The 13,570-nt window shown below is 44.9% G+C and carries 9 protein-coding genes, 4 tRNA genes and 1 pseudogene; 11 read left to right on the plus strand and 3 right to left on the minus strand.

The features are described from left to right. The first annotated feature begins 69 nt into the window (after positions 1-69). Complete coding sequence (locus QTN94_RS04335) at positions 70-2,133, plus strand: PTS sugar transporter subunit IIC/EAL domain-containing protein (protein WP_443088780.1); 2,064 nt, start codon at positions 70-72, stop codon at positions 2,131-2,133. Here the strand turns inward: QTN94_RS04335 and QTN94_RS04340 are convergent. After that, positions 2,125-4,485, minus strand: a complete 2,361-nt coding sequence (locus QTN94_RS04340; RefSeq protein ID WP_331427001.1) for a DNA polymerase II — start codon at positions 4,483-4,485, stop codon at positions 2,125-2,127. The two genes, QTN94_RS04335 and QTN94_RS04340, sit on opposite strands and share 9 nt — an antisense overlap. Positions 4,486-4,814: 329 nt before the next feature. Here QTN94_RS04340 and uvrY point away from each other — a divergent pair, with 329 nt between their 5' ends. The 7 genes from uvrY (at position 4,815) to QTN94_RS04375 (ending at position 8,606) form a co-directional block, all read left to right on the plus strand. Next, positions 4,815-5,459, plus strand: coding sequence for a UvrY/SirA/GacA family response regulator transcription factor (gene uvrY, locus QTN94_RS04345; RefSeq protein WP_138970365.1), 645 nt, complete (start codon positions 4,815-4,817; stop codon positions 5,457-5,459). A 47-nt stretch (positions 5,460-5,506) separates the two neighbouring features. Continuing rightward, complete coding sequence (gene uvrC / locus QTN94_RS04350) at positions 5,507-7,336, plus strand: excinuclease ABC subunit UvrC (RefSeq protein WP_331427002.1); 1,830 nt, start codon at positions 5,507-5,509, stop codon at positions 7,334-7,336. A 77-nt stretch (positions 7,337-7,413) separates the two neighbouring features. Further along, the gene (gene pgsA / locus QTN94_RS04355; protein WP_138970367.1) at positions 7,414-7,971 is read left to right on the plus strand and encodes a CDP-diacylglycerol--glycerol-3-phosphate 3-phosphatidyltransferase; all 558 of its coding nucleotides are present in this window, start codon (positions 7,414-7,416) and stop codon (positions 7,969-7,971) included. A gap of 238 nt (positions 7,972-8,209) precedes the next feature. Continuing rightward, positions 8,210-8,283: transfer RNA gene (locus QTN94_RS04360), tRNA-Cys, on the plus strand. Positions 8,284-8,286: 3 nt separating this feature from the next. Further along, positions 8,287-8,362 (plus strand) — tRNA-Gly (locus tag QTN94_RS04365). A 68-nt stretch (positions 8,363-8,430) separates the two neighbouring features. Further along, a tRNA-Leu gene (locus QTN94_RS04370) sits at positions 8,431-8,517 on the plus strand. Between the two features lie 13 nt (positions 8,518-8,530). After that, positions 8,531-8,606 (plus strand) — tRNA-Gly (locus QTN94_RS04375). Between the two features lie 472 nt (positions 8,607-9,078). Here QTN94_RS04375 and QTN94_RS04380 read toward each other — a convergent pair. Then, positions 9,079-10,161, minus strand: coding sequence for a PQQ-dependent sugar dehydrogenase (locus QTN94_RS04380; RefSeq protein WP_331427004.1), 1,083 nt, complete (start codon positions 10,159-10,161; stop codon positions 9,079-9,081). A 60-nt stretch (positions 10,162-10,221) separates the two neighbouring features. Between QTN94_RS04380 and QTN94_RS04385 the strand changes: the two are divergent. Together QTN94_RS04385 and QTN94_RS04390 are read left to right on the plus strand one after the other, a co-directional pair. Next, a pseudogene (locus QTN94_RS04385) lies at positions 10,222-10,504 on the plus strand (RND family transporter); the annotation flags it as partial. A 209-nt stretch (positions 10,505-10,713) separates the two neighbouring features. Then, positions 10,714-11,838, plus strand: a complete 1,125-nt coding sequence (locus QTN94_RS04390) for a GGDEF domain-containing protein (protein WP_331427005.1) — start codon at positions 10,714-10,716, stop codon at positions 11,836-11,838. Here QTN94_RS04390 and QTN94_RS04395 read toward each other — a convergent pair. Beyond that, a complete protein-coding gene (locus QTN94_RS04395; protein WP_331418501.1) occupies positions 11,833-12,315 on the minus strand; it encodes a GNAT family N-acetyltransferase in 483 nt (160 codons plus the stop codon). The two genes, QTN94_RS04390 and QTN94_RS04395, sit on opposite strands and share 6 nt — an antisense overlap. Before the next feature lie 258 nt (positions 12,316-12,573). Here QTN94_RS04395 and pheS point away from each other — a divergent pair, with 258 nt between their 5' ends. Continuing rightward, positions 12,574-13,557, plus strand: a complete 984-nt coding sequence (gene pheS / locus QTN94_RS04400) for a phenylalanine--tRNA ligase subunit alpha (RefSeq protein ID WP_138970371.1) — start codon at positions 12,574-12,576, stop codon at positions 13,555-13,557. The last annotated feature ends 13 nt before the right edge of the window (positions 13,558-13,570 follow it).

Below are 13,570 nucleotides of genomic sequence, written 5' to 3' on the forward strand. Positions count from 1 at the left end.
TATCGAGAAAAGTCTTCTTATCCGTTTAATTGTGCTAGCTTTTATATGTATGGACATATTGAGGTTAGCATGTACCAAGGAACGGATAACCGCCAATTAAATGGTGTTTCTAATTACTCTCTTTATCACCGATTTGTTATCCCTTCTTTGCAGGCCATTAGAGAGGGAATGGTTTGGCTTATTCCCTGTTTAATGTTGTCATCTTTTGCGCTTTTCTTTGCCAGCATTGGTGAGTTTATATTAGAAGGGCGCAATGTTTGGATATCCCAACTGTATGATTTGCATGATGCTATCGCTCGGTTTTTTCCATTTTTAATGACGGCCACTATCTCCTATGTTTTAGCGATGCAGTGGCGTTTGCCAAGACCGCCAATCGCACTTTTGATGATTACATTGCTATTAATCACTGAACAGACAATTCCAGATAGCAAAGTACTGCTCACCTTCCACATAATCTTAGCGATTATAACGCCGTTGTACGCGGTTCCGCTGTTAGCTTATTTACTCCGCTTTGATATATTCAAACTGACAAGAACCGAGTCCGCAGGGCAGATTGTCAAAGAGTCGTTGAATATGGTGATTCCTGCGTTCATCACTGCTTTGTTGGTGGTGGTCATTAACCACATTTTCGTGCTCGGTCTATCGGCGGTTGCTTACTCTTCGGTGTTGACGACGGACTATGCCAATGAGCCAACCACCTTTGGTGTTCTCTTCGCGACACTCAATTCGATATTGTGGTTTATTGGTATTCATGGGTATTACGCATTACTTCCGTTAGTTGATTTGCTAGAAGAAGCGAGCAACCTTAACTATTCCACTGTACTGGCAGGAGGCGACGCTCATTATCTGATGAACTTGTCTTTTATGGGTGCATTTGTGTTTATTGGTGGCAGTGGGGCAACATTGTCGCTGGTGATTGCGCTGTTGCTGTGTTCCAAACAACATGGGTTTAAGTTGATTGCGTTAGCAAGCATTCCAATAGGCTTGCTCAATATTAATGAGATCTTATTGTTCGGTCTGCCGATTATTTTCAACCCTAGGTTATTTCTGCCGTTTCTGTTGGCGCCAGTGACCAACGTTGTCGTCAGCATGGCTGCGGTATCGATTGGTTGGGTGGTGACGCCCACTGTCTCTGTTCCGTTTAATAGCCCAATATTGTTAAATGCTTGGATGGCGACACAAGGTGATTGGGTGGCAGTTGTGCTTCAGCTTGTCAATATCGCCATTGGTGTCGTGATATATCTTCCGTCGGTTAGGGCACTTAATCAGAGTGTAAGCGAGAAGACAATATCGTTGCCTGTGTTTGATACCTTTTATGCTCGGCGTCAAGAGGAAGCACGTACGTTAATGGATGATCCCATTATGCAGGCTGTCGATAGGGAAAAAAGCACCATTTTTATCGAACATCAGCTTGAGCAACTGAGTTCGCGCGACTTCTGTATCGAGTATCAGCCGCAAGTGTCGCGTGATACCGAGATGACAGTTGGCTGTGAAGCGCTGATTCGTTCAATTGATAAAGATGGTAAACTCCAATATCCGAACTCTTTCATTCCATGGCTGGACAAGGCCAATTTGATGAAAGATGTCGATCTCTGGGTTTTTAAGCAGGTGATTAAAGATATACGGCGGATGCAGAAATCGGGTCTATTCATTCCTGTCAGTGTGAACATTACTCCTCAAACATTAGTTGACCCTAGTTACATTGATGAATTGGAGAAAATCATTCAGCACCATGCGCAGTATATCCATATTGAAATTACAGAAGAGTCATTACTTGAGGATGAACTGGCATTGGTTGTTGCGTTTAACCGCCTACATAATCTGGGCGCGAAGATCCACATCGATGATTTTGGAACTGGCTTTTCGTCTCTCAGCTATCTCAATAAATTTGAGGTCGACTATCTAAAGATCGATCGTTCATTTGTATTGGCACTGAGTACTCTAAAAGGCAAAAAAGTATTCGGCAGCATTCTGTCGATTGCGAAGCAATTGGATCTAAAGGTAATTGTCGAAGGTGTCGAGACCAAAGAGCAGCTCGACCATATTTGTCGTGACTCTGATATATCTGTGCAGGGTTGGTACTACGCCAAATCACTGCCTTTAGACAAATTCATCGATTATGCTTCAAAATAGCCCAAGTTGAGGTTCACTGAGTGAGCTGAAGTCTATACCGATAAAGGGTAATATCGCTTCGCCAACCGGTTTAAGCTGCTTATCGATATAGTGTTGGTAATCGATCGGATTTTTTTGATATTCCTTGGGTTCAGGTCCTGCGAGTGTAATGACGTACTCAATTTGCCCTTTGTTCTGGTATTGCAAAGGTCTACCAAGCTGGGCATTCATCTCATCCGCCATTCTGGCTGCTCTTACCTGAGGTGGAACGTTTTTCTGATACTCATGCAGCCTTCGTCTCAAGCGCTTTTGATAGGTCAGTTTGTCATCGAACTTTCCGGCTTTGGTTTGCTCAACAAATTCACGGACATAGTCACTCGGGTTTTCGCCATGAAAAATCATCGAGTATAAGGTTTGCTGAAACTCTTGCGCGAGAGGCGTCCAGTCGGTTCGAGCGCTCTCTAAGCCCTTAAAAATGATCCGCTCACTATCACCTTCTCCAATCAGCCCTGCGTAGCGTTTCTTCGATCCCGTCTCTTGTCCTCGAATGGTTGGCATTAAGAATTTCTTGTAATGAGTTTCGTACTCCAGTTCGAGCGTTGAATCGAGCTGATACTCTTGCGCTAAATGTGTCGTCCACCACTGGTTAATATAGTTGACTAGTTCGAGACCAATCTCATCAGCTTGTTGCTGGCTGAACTGACCGTTTAAGGAGACGAAGGTTGAATCGGTATCACCGTAGATGACCCGATAACCTTTATCTTCGATAAGCTTTTTGGTTTGTATCATGATCTCATGGCCACGCATAGTGATGCTCGAGGCAAGGCGAGTATCAAAGAAGCGGCAGCCTGAAGAACCCAATACACCATAGAAAGAGTTCATGATGATCTTTATGGCTTGGGAGAATGCCTTTTCGTTGTTCTTCTTTGCGGCATCACGGGCGGCCCAGAGATTTTCGATCATCTCAGGGAGGAAGTGCCGAGTGCGGTGAAACTGGCCACCTCGAAACCCTGGCACTGCTTGAGAAGCTTTGCGTCCGACTTCGAGTTGAAGGCCTTCAATCAGTCCTATTGGATCGATTAAGAAGCTACGAATGATGGATGGGTAAAGACTTTTGAAGTCGAGAACCAATACAGAGTCATACAAGTTTGGAATCGAATCCATGACGTATCCGCCAGGACTCGCCAACCAGTTCTCAGGTTGCAGATTAGGTGCAACATAGCCAGCTCGATGAATTTGCGGCAAGTAAAGGTTAGTAAAGGCGGCGACCGAACCGCCCACTCGGTCGAGTTCGACGCCAGTGAGTCTAGATCGTTCGATGGCAAACTCGAGTAGATGCGTGTGAGCAAATATCTTGTTGACCAGTACACAATCCTGCAAGTTGTATTTCGCTAGTGATGGCTTATCACGACGGAACATCTGATTGATTTCATCCATTCGGTCATGAACATTATGGATCTGTTTCCCCTCACCAAGCAGCTCTTGCGATACCGATTCAAGTGACCAGCGACGGAAATGATAGGTCGCGGTTTTGAGCGTATCGATGCCATCCATAATCACGCGGCCGGGTACAGAAACGAAGGCTTGCTGGGTGGTATTGGAGGTTCGGAAAAAACTCGCTTGACGGCCACGGCCTATCATCAATTTGACTTGATTCCATTCTGCCCGTTTGTGTAATAGTCGAAAATCGAAGTCAATAACGTTCCAGCCAATAACCACATCTGGGTCATACTTTTGGAACCAGCTAACGAGAGCGTTTAGCAGTGCTTTCTCATCTTTTACCCACTCTATAGGGGTCTCGGCGGGCTGCTTATCACCAATCATGATCACACGGCTATCCATCGGACTATCAAGTCCAATGGAATAGAGAATGCCTTTTTCAGAACACTCTATATCGAGGGAGACGACTTTCAGATCGGGCGTGTAGTCCCCCTGACGACACTTGACTGATGTGAATCGTCGGCTTTGAGGGGCCAGTTGCTCAATACCGCTAAACTCAACCCCGCCTTTAATAAAACGTTCCATCAAATAGCGGTCAGCCAAACGAATATCGTCTTCGAGTACCGTAATATCTGCCAGCTGTAATGCACGGCTAAGCTGCTGAGAGTGTTTGATAGTCGTGGTGTAACAAGCGGCTAGTGACTCCAGATCAAAGCTGGTCAATTCCAGTGGACGCCACTCTGCGAAAAGATTCTCTTGTTCAGCGATAGACTTGCATTGTTCTAACTGACTTTGTGCAACAAAAAAAACGGGCTTCTCACCTCGAATAATGAGTTGAGAGGGGCCTTGAGGCGTTGATAGCCACAGCTCGATTTGAGTTTGGCCACTGACATCACGTGCCTGCCGAGTGAGTAAGAAACCGTTATGAATCATTGTGCGTAATAGGGTGGTTAGATTGAAGCGAGATCAAGACAGTAGGGCTAGAGTATCACATGCTGAAAAAGTTAAATACAAAGGTAAGAAATAGACCTAATATCTAAGGCGAAATTGGTAGAAAAATAACCAATAAACTGACCTAAGCGATTGATTAATAGATTAATAACAATTTAAGTACCAGATCTGAAAATTACTACTTGCTAAAGTTTGCGTTTAAGCACATATTCAGAGTAAGCAAAATTTTAATTTTAAGTTAGACTAGGCAGCAATGCTGTAATCCACTCTATGTGGGTGCAGAGCCAAGTAAAAAGTGTGGAGATACAAGTTTGATAAATGTTTTCCTTGTAGATGATCACGAGCTGGTTCGCACAGGGATACGACGTATTATTGAAGACGTCCGTGGGATGAACGTAGCAGGGGAAGCTGACAGCGGTGAAGAAGCAGTAAAATGGTGTCGAAGCAACCATGCTGACGTCATTTTGATGGATATGAATATGCCTGGTATCGGTGGTCTTGAGGCTACCAAAAAGATCCTGCGATTTAATCCTGATGTGAAAATCATCGTTTTAACTGTTCATACGGAAAATCCGTTTCCAACTAAAGTGATGCAAGCAGGAGCCGCAGGCTACCTGACTAAAGGCGCTGGCCCTGATGAAATGGTCAACGCAATTCGTATGGTTAATAGTGGACAACGCTATATATCACCAGAGATCGCTCAACAAATGGCTCTTAGCCAATTTTCTCCGGCATCGGAAAACCCATTTGCTGATTTGTCTGAGCGTGAACTGCAAATCATGATGATGATTACTAAAGGGCAAAAAGTCACTGACATATCTGAGCAGTTGAATCTTAGTCCTAAGACAGTAAACAGTTACCGTTATCGCTTGTTTAACAAGCTTGATATTAGCGGTGATGTTGAGTTGACTCACTTAGCAATTCGACACGGAATGATAGATACCGAGACACTATAAGGTGCCAATACCATCAGTGATTTTAATCTTCAGCTAATGGTATTGGTATGAGCCAATTCGATTCAGCCGCCTTTCTTAAAACAGTAACAAACCAGCCCGGCGTTTATCGTATGTATAACGCCGAGTCTGTTGTTATCTATGTAGGAAAGGCGAAGGATCTCAAAAAACGCCTCTCCAGCTACTTCCGTAGCAAAGTTGATAGTGAAAAAACCCGTGCTTTAGTCAGTAACATCGCCAAGATTGATGTAACGGTGACGCATACCGAAACAGAAGCCTTGATCTTAGAGCACAACTACATCAAGCAGTACCTACCTAAATACAACGTACTGTTGCGTGACGATAAATCCTATCCCTATATCTTTATTAGTGGACACAAACACCCACGTTTGTCGATGCATCGAGGGGCGAAAAAGCGTAAAGGCGAATACTTTGGACCTTACCCAGATTCAGGCGCTGTACGTGAGACCTTGCATCTAATTCAAAAGATATTTCCGGTGCGACAGTGTGAAGATACTGTCTACAGTAATCGAACTCGACCTTGTTTAATGTACCAAATCGGTCGTTGTGCTGCGCCGTGTGTGAGTAGTGTTATTTCTGAACAGGATTACGCTGAACTGGTTGGTTACGTAAGACTGTTTTTGCAGGGCAAAGATCAGCAAGTGCTTGCCTCTCTTGTCGAAAAGATGGAGGTGGCGAGTCAAGAACTACGCTTCGAACAGGCCGCCAAATTCCGCGATCAAATTCAGGCTATTCGCCGTGTCCAAGAGCAACAGTTTGTCTCGGAAGATTCGATGGACGATATGGACGTACTTGGTTTTGCTCAAGAAAATGGCATTGCGTGCATTCATATTCTTATGATTCGTCAGGGTAAAGTTCTGGGAAGTCGCAGCCACTTTCCGAAAATACCCAACGATACCACTCAGCAAGAAGTGTTTTATAGCTTCCTGAGCCAGTATTACCTGAGCCACAATGAGGCGCGAACTATTCCGACTCGTATCATCCTCAACTCGGGCTTAATTGACGAATCACAGCCGTTGGAAGAGGCTTTAACGAGCTTAGCGGGACGCCGAGTCCACTTCCATGTCAATCCGACCAGCACTCGAGGGCGTTATCTTAAACTGGCCAACACCAATGCTTTGACTGCGATTACGACTAAGATCAATCACAAGATGACGATATCTCAACGTTTCAAAGCGTTGAGAGAGTTGCTTGATATGGAAAGCATTACGCGAATGGAATGTTTTGATATCTCGCACACCATGGGAGAGAGCACCATTGCCTCTTGTGTGGTTTTTAATCAGGAAGGCCCCGTTAAGCAAGAGTATCGTCGTTATAATATCACGGGCATCACGGGTGGTGATGATTACGCAGCAACGGGGCAGGCACTTGAACGCCGTTACTCAAAGCAGCTCGATATAGAAAAAATCCCTGATATTGTTTTTATCGACGGTGGTAAAGGTCAGTTGAACAGGGCTCATGAGATCATCTCTCGCTACTGGGGAGATTGGCCAAAACGCCCGCATTTGATTGGTATTGCTAAGGGTGTCACGCGTAAACCTGGTCTCGAAACTTTGATCACCGTCGAAGGTGATGAATTTAATTTGCCTAGTGACGCACCAGCACTGCATTTAATGCAGCACATCCGTGATGAGAGCCATAGTCATGCGATTGCTGGCCATAGGGCAAAACGAGGAAAAACCCGTAGAACGAGTGCTTTAGAGGGCATTGAAGGCGTAGGACCAAAGCGTCGCCAAGCTCTGTTAAAATACATGGGTGGTTTGCAAGAATTGAAACGAGCGAGTGTAGAAGAAATCGCCAAAGTGCCAGGGATTAGTATTTCTTTAGCAGAAAACATTTATCAAGCATTGAAACAATAGCAAAAATCCCGCACCATAAGGCGCTGTTTGAAATATCAAATAGAGCCATACGCAAACAAAAAGAGCCTTTTAAAAATATGCGTTTAAATATCCCTAACATCTTGTCTTTGTTGCGACTTTTCTTGATTCCAGTATTTGTCGTTGTTTTTTATCTACCTTATAGCTGGTCTCCTTTTGCAGCAGCAATGGTATTCTGGGTCGCAGGGTTTACTGATTGGCTCGACGGTATGTTGGCGCGAAAACTAGGTCAAACCTCTCGTTTTGGGGCTTTTATTGATCCAGTCGCTGATAAAGTATTGGTTGCTACCGCACTCATTTTGATAACAGAGCACTACCACACGATCTGGGTAACGATTCCCGCAGTCACTATGATAGCTCGTGAAATTATCATCTCCGCACTGCGCGAATGGATGGCGGAAATTGGTAAACGAGCGAGTGTGGCGGTATCTTGGGTAGGTAAGGTTAAGACCGTCAGCCAAATGTTCGCCTTATGGGTACTGATCTGGCGTTACGACGATTGGATGGTTTGGGTTGGCTTTGCTGCACTGTATGTTGCCACTGTACTGACATACTGGTCGATGGCCCAATATCTGATGGCTGCCAAAGATGATTTGCTCAACGAAGAACACCACTGATTAGAAAGCAGGCGATGGCCTGCTTTTTTGTCTCTGCCTTTTCGCATTAACACAATTAACTCCGTGGATTTGCTAAAAAATTTGCTAGCAAACTAACCAAATTAGCTTGTTTTGGCGGTTAAATAGACAAACGATTTAAAATTTCAAAAATAGTGTTGACTCATTAGTTCGAATCCGTAGAATGCATCCCGTACCCAAGAGGAATTGAGCGTTTAACTCTTCCACTTGGTGTGACAGAGGCGCGTTGGCAGAGTGGCTATGCAGCGGATTGCAAATCCGTGGACCTCGGTTCGACTCCGGGACGCGCCTCCATTTGCGACACTAGCTCAGTTGGTAGAGCGCAACCTTGCCAAGGTTGAGGTCACGAGTTCGAACCTCGTGTGTCGCTCCAGATTATTTTGGTAGCGGTTTTACATCGATATCATAGATGGTGTCTCCATCACAAATTTAGATTTGTGTGCCCTGGTGGTGGAATTGGTAGACACAAGGGATTTAAAATCCCTCGGCGTTCGCGCTGTGCCGGTTCAAGTCCGGCCCGGGGCACCATCTAACGCATTACGCGACACTAGCTCAGTTGGTAGAGCGCAACCTTGCCAAGGTTGAGGTCACGAGTTCGAACCTCGTGTGTCGCTCCAAATTTAAGGCCCTAGCAGAAATGCTGGGGCTTTTTGGTTTCTATACACTGCTACTTGCACCTGATTGATTACGTCAACTAATGAGTAAATAATCATCATTGGGTATGTGAATTTTTCGACGGATCGCATAAAATTACAACTTTATCAGTAGAGAACGTATGCAAGTTCAACTGATAAGACTATAGCTGGTAATTTTTTGTGGGCTAATGATGTAAGGATCATCCTCTTCACAGCTCAAGGCAATCACTTTTAGGTAGTGTGATAGTGACTAATGCTCCCAGAAGGCTGTGCTCTAAGCTTTCTATCAATCAAATGTTGGTGCTCTCGCGAGTGAGCAAGACTTTGAACAACGCTACATGTCTCACCAAGCACTGCAGACAGCGTTATTTAATCTCGCCGATAAAGCGTTATATCGAAGTAAACAGAGCGGGCGTAACCAAACCTCTTGGGCAGATAGATAAACGTCATTAAGCTAATTCTGCTCGTCTACCAAGCGATAGATTTTGCCACTGTCGGTACTGAATACGATCTCTCCATTGGGAAGCACTTCGAGATCACGTATCCTTTCACCTAATTCTGTCAAGATTCGCTCTTCTTCCATCGCTTGGTTGTTGTCTATCTTGACCACGTTAATGTGGGTCAACTTCAAGGCTCCCGCTAATAATTTTCCTGATAACTGAGGATATTGACTGCCACGGTATAGCAGCAATGAACTGGGTGCTATCGATGGTATATACACTTTAGTTGGCGAGACTATCCCTTCTTTTTCTGTCGCCTCTCCGACTGCGATAGGCCCCCAATATTCCTTACCATGAGAAGTTACAGGCCACCCATAATTGGCCCCCTTAACGATCTGGTTTATCTCATCACCACCACGAGGACCGTGTTCAATAGACCACAAGGTTGTACTCTGACGATCATAGTAGAGCCCTTGAGGATTGCGATGACCATAGCTCCATATCTCACCTCGAGCGCCCTTGACATTAGTAAATGGATTGTCTGGTGGAGTCGTACCGTCGGGTAATACTCTAAGAATACTTCCTGCATGGGTCGCCAGGTTTTGTCCATTATCTCGTTCACCGCGATCTCCGACAGAGAAATAGACGAAGTGGGTATCGAAGGTAATTCGACTACCAAAGTGTCGTCCGGTATCAGAACCGGATTGTGTCACGACCAAATCTGTCCAGTCAGAGAGTGTGCCATCTTTGTAGCTGGCACGAGCAAGCGTGGTTTCGATGGCAGAGCCCACCACCTTTGAATAAGTGAAATAGAAGTGATGCTTGTTAAACGGCGAGTGTGCAACATCGAGCAATCCGCCTTGTCCATACGCTTGTGACTGGACGAGCTTTGCAATGGTACTGTAATTGCCTGTAGAGAGAGTCACTACACCTATTTCGCCGTTTTGTTGCGTCACCATGAGTTGGTCATCATTAAACGCGCTCATTCCCCATGGCACATTAAGACCAGATACTATGATGTCTGCTTGCCAAGCATGGGTTGAAAGCGATGCGGTGAGAGATAATAGGGTGGCTGTCCAAACATTGAAAGCGCTCATCGTCATAGGTTCCTTTTAAAACGACTGTCACCTTATCTTAGCAGTGAGAATCAATTATCACTGCAATCAATAGGTGACTTTTCACGTTGGTTACGAGATCAGCCAGAGACTGATCATGTTGCAACCTTGTCCGACGTTTATAAACGTCTAAATAAGAACATGCATGGTGACGACGAGCTCTACTACACCTTGCCACTGGTTTGCAGCTAACGCGCCTCAGTATCAGGTTGTCGCTTCGAGCCCTTCACTAATGTTTGCGCATATTGGTGAAACAAACATGGCGAGTATGCTATCAACGTTGCCTATCACGTTGATATTAATCTCGGCATTGAGGATTTTCGCTAGAGTATTACTTCTAAAGTGTGCCTATATCACCCTTTTTAAGTGTGATATTAATTCCATTAATGTAAGAGGCTGATCAAGTTCCCTTTTTTTGATGCGGACCCCTTAGCCTTGAGTTAAAAGCATGTATTATCGCCCCTAATCAGTTAAGGTAATTATGTTATTGCCCTTATTGGTAAGGGCAATGAATGATTTGTAAGGCTAGGTTGAATGAAATCATTTGAATGGGATAGCTGTTATGAAACAGGGTTGGATGATGTCGATGAACAGCATCAATACTTGGTCGAAATCATTAACCGCTATGGTGCTCTGATCGCACAGAACAACATCTCTATGCAAGATATACGCATAGCGTTGTTTGAGCTGTCGCGATACTCCGAGTTCCACTTTAAGGAAGAAGAAAACTTGATGCGCACCGCTGGTGTATATCAAAAGCATGTTGAAGAGCATATCAAGATACACAGAGCGTTTATGGCTGATATTTTGAGTATGCAAGCGTTTATCAATGAAGGAAATAAAAAGGCTTCTGAGCATCTACTCAACTTTCTTATCCATTGGTTGGCTTACCACATACTTGGCATCGATCAGAATATGTCTCGTCAGGTGAAGCAGATTGAATCGGGGGTTGATCCTAAGCTAGCTTGGGAAACAGAAGAGAAAAAGCAAGACTCCTCCACTGAGCCGTTGCTAAAAGCTTTGAATGGACTGTTTGAGCAGGTGTCAGAGCGAAATAAAGAGCTACTAGAGCTAAACCAGTGCCTAGAAGACAAGGTGTTAGAGCGCACCCAGCAGTTGTCGAGGGTTAACAAGCAGCTTGAAGAATTGTCACTGACGGATTCTTTGACTAAGTTGCCAAACCGCCGTTGTGCTATTCGCAAACTCAAAACTTACTGGCATGAATCGATACACAACAAAGAACCACTGGTTTGTATCATGATCGATGTCGATTACTTTAAACAAGTGAACGATACCGCAGGCCATGACGGGGGCGACCGATTGTTAGTTGAGCTTGCTCAAACGCTGGCTGACTCGTTTAGAAGTGACGATCTTGTTTGTCGCTTAGGTGGAGACGAATTCTTTGTGATTTGTCCTAACACGGATCTAGCGGGTGGTATGCACATTGCTGAACTGACTCGAAACAAAGTGAATCAAATGCTAGTACCAGTGGGGCAAAGTGTTTGGAGAGGAAGTATTAGCGTTGGTGTAGGGGAACGCACTTCTGCAATGAGCGACTTCAATGATTTGATCAAAGAAGCCGACAACGCGGTGTATCGCTCGAAAGCCGAAGGCCGCAATCGCGTGTCGAGTGCGGCAGATATATCGATGGAGCTATAACTTCTTTAGCATCCAGACATCACATGAACTATGTTCTGTACCATCTAGCGGTTGCTCAAGATGTGTAAAGCCCAGTTTTTCATACAGTGAAATAGCGGATTTCATCGAAGTGAGTGTATCTAAATAGCACTCACTGAAGCCTTGCTGCGTCGCGAACTCTAAACAGAGTTCAGTTAGCTGTTTACCAAGGCCTAGACCGCGACTTTCTGGTAACAAGAACAGCTTTTTCAACTCACAGGTTTGCTGTGAGTGATTAAAGGGGGCTAATCCACAGCCTCCGACGATCTTGCCATCAATGGTCGCAACGAGATACAGACTCTGTTTATCCAGTGTGTAGCTTTGGCTCATCGCATCCACTTCAGGGTCTGATGGGCCAAATCCTTCACCAATGGCGCCAAATTCAGCGCCAACCGCTTTAATAATTGTGCGAATCTCACTGTCATCAGTTGGTTGGATTGGCTTGATGATTACTGTCATTGTGACTCCTTTCTATACTTCTCATGCCAAATAACTGGGTATGAAAAACACTTTTATCAAGCGTTGAGGTGAATTTTTGCCCAAAGGCAGTAAATAAGCAGATTTCAGTTTGGATTTGCATCAGTCATTCGTTACTATGTATAGCTATTTATAGACCCAAAATCCCTGTCGGGTATGAGTATATAATTGCTCTACCTAAAATGGACACTACCACTTATGCCTATGACTTGCATATAGGTGTAGGTAGATGAGGAAACGATGCAACATCTAGAAGAGATCATTGCTAACGCGAACGCGGCAATTGAAGCTGCAGATTCGTTAGTCGCACTTGATGAAGTGCGTGTTCAGTATCTAGGTAAAAAAGGTGAACTGACTGTTCAACTTCAAAGCCTAGGTAAACTACCACCAGAAGAACGCCGTGAAGCTGGTCAAGAGATCAACAAAGCGAAAGGCGTTGTTCAGCAAGCGATTGCTGCGCGTAAAGATGCACTTCAAAGTGCAGAACTTGAAGCGAAGCTAGCTGCTGAAACGATTGACGTAACGCTACCAGGTCGTCGCATTGAGAACGGTGGTTTGCACCCTGTTACTCGTACTGTAGAGCGTATCGAGCAGTTCTTTGGTGAGTTAGGCTTTAACACTGAGTCTGGTCCTGAGATTGAAGATGCATTCCACAACTTTGATGCGCTAAACATCGCAGAAGATCACCCAGCTCGTACTGATCACGACACCTTCTTCTTCAATCCAGATCTAATGCTGCGTACCCATACGTCAGGCGTTCAGATCCGTACGATGGAAAATGGCAAACCACCATTCCGTTTCATCGCACCGGGCCGTGTTTACCGTAACGACTACGACCAAACGCACACGCCAATGTTCCACCAAGTGGAAGGCATGCTAGTAGACGAGAACGTTAACTTCGCTCAGCTAAAAGGCATCCTGCATGACTTCCTATGTAACTTCTTTGAAGAGGAAGTTGAAGTTCGTTTCCGTCCATCTTACTTCCCATTCACTGAGCCTTCAGCAGAAGTGGATGTAAAAGGTAAAAACGGCAAATGGCTAGAAGTTCTAGGTTGTGGCATGGTTCATCCGAACGTACTGCGCAGCGTAGGAATTGACCCTGAGAAATACTCTGGTTTTGCATTTGGTATGGGTGTTGAGCGTCTAACTATGCTTCGTTACGGCGTAAACGACCTACGTGCGTTCTTCGAGAACGATCTTCGTTTCCTAAAACAGTTCAAGTAATCCAGGGGATACA

The organism is Vibrio sp. M250220, from assembly GCF_036533795.1.
Taxonomy (GTDB): domain Bacteria; phylum Pseudomonadota; class Gammaproteobacteria; order Enterobacterales; family Vibrionaceae; genus Vibrio.

Bases quoted from the DNA above. Each gene is read 5' to 3' on its own strand.
- QTN94_RS04335 (WP_443088780.1), top strand. From the start codon at position 70: ATGTACCAAGGAACGGATAACCGCCAATTAAATGGTGTTTCTAATTAC.
- QTN94_RS04340 (WP_331427001.1), bottom strand. From the start codon at position 4,485: ATGATTCATAACGGTTTCTTACTCACTCGGCAGGCACGTGATGTCAGT.
- uvrC (WP_331427002.1), top strand. From the start codon at position 5,507: ATGAGCCAATTCGATTCAGCCGCCTTTCTTAAAACAGTAACAAACCAG.
- pgsA (WP_138970367.1), top strand. From the start codon at position 7,414: ATGCGTTTAAATATCCCTAACATCTTGTCTTTGTTGCGACTTTTCTTG.
- QTN94_RS04380 (WP_331427004.1), bottom strand. From the start codon at position 10,161: ATGAGCGCTTTCAATGTTTGGACAGCCACCCTATTATCTCTCACCGCA.
- QTN94_RS04390 (WP_331427005.1), top strand. From the start codon at position 10,714: ATGAAATCATTTGAATGGGATAGCTGTTATGAAACAGGGTTGGATGAT.
- QTN94_RS04395 (WP_331418501.1), bottom strand. From the start codon at position 12,315: ATGACAGTAATCATCAAGCCAATCCAACCAACTGATGACAGTGAGATT.
- pheS (WP_138970371.1), top strand. From the start codon at position 12,574: ATGCAACATCTAGAAGAGATCATTGCTAACGCGAACGCGGCAATTGAA.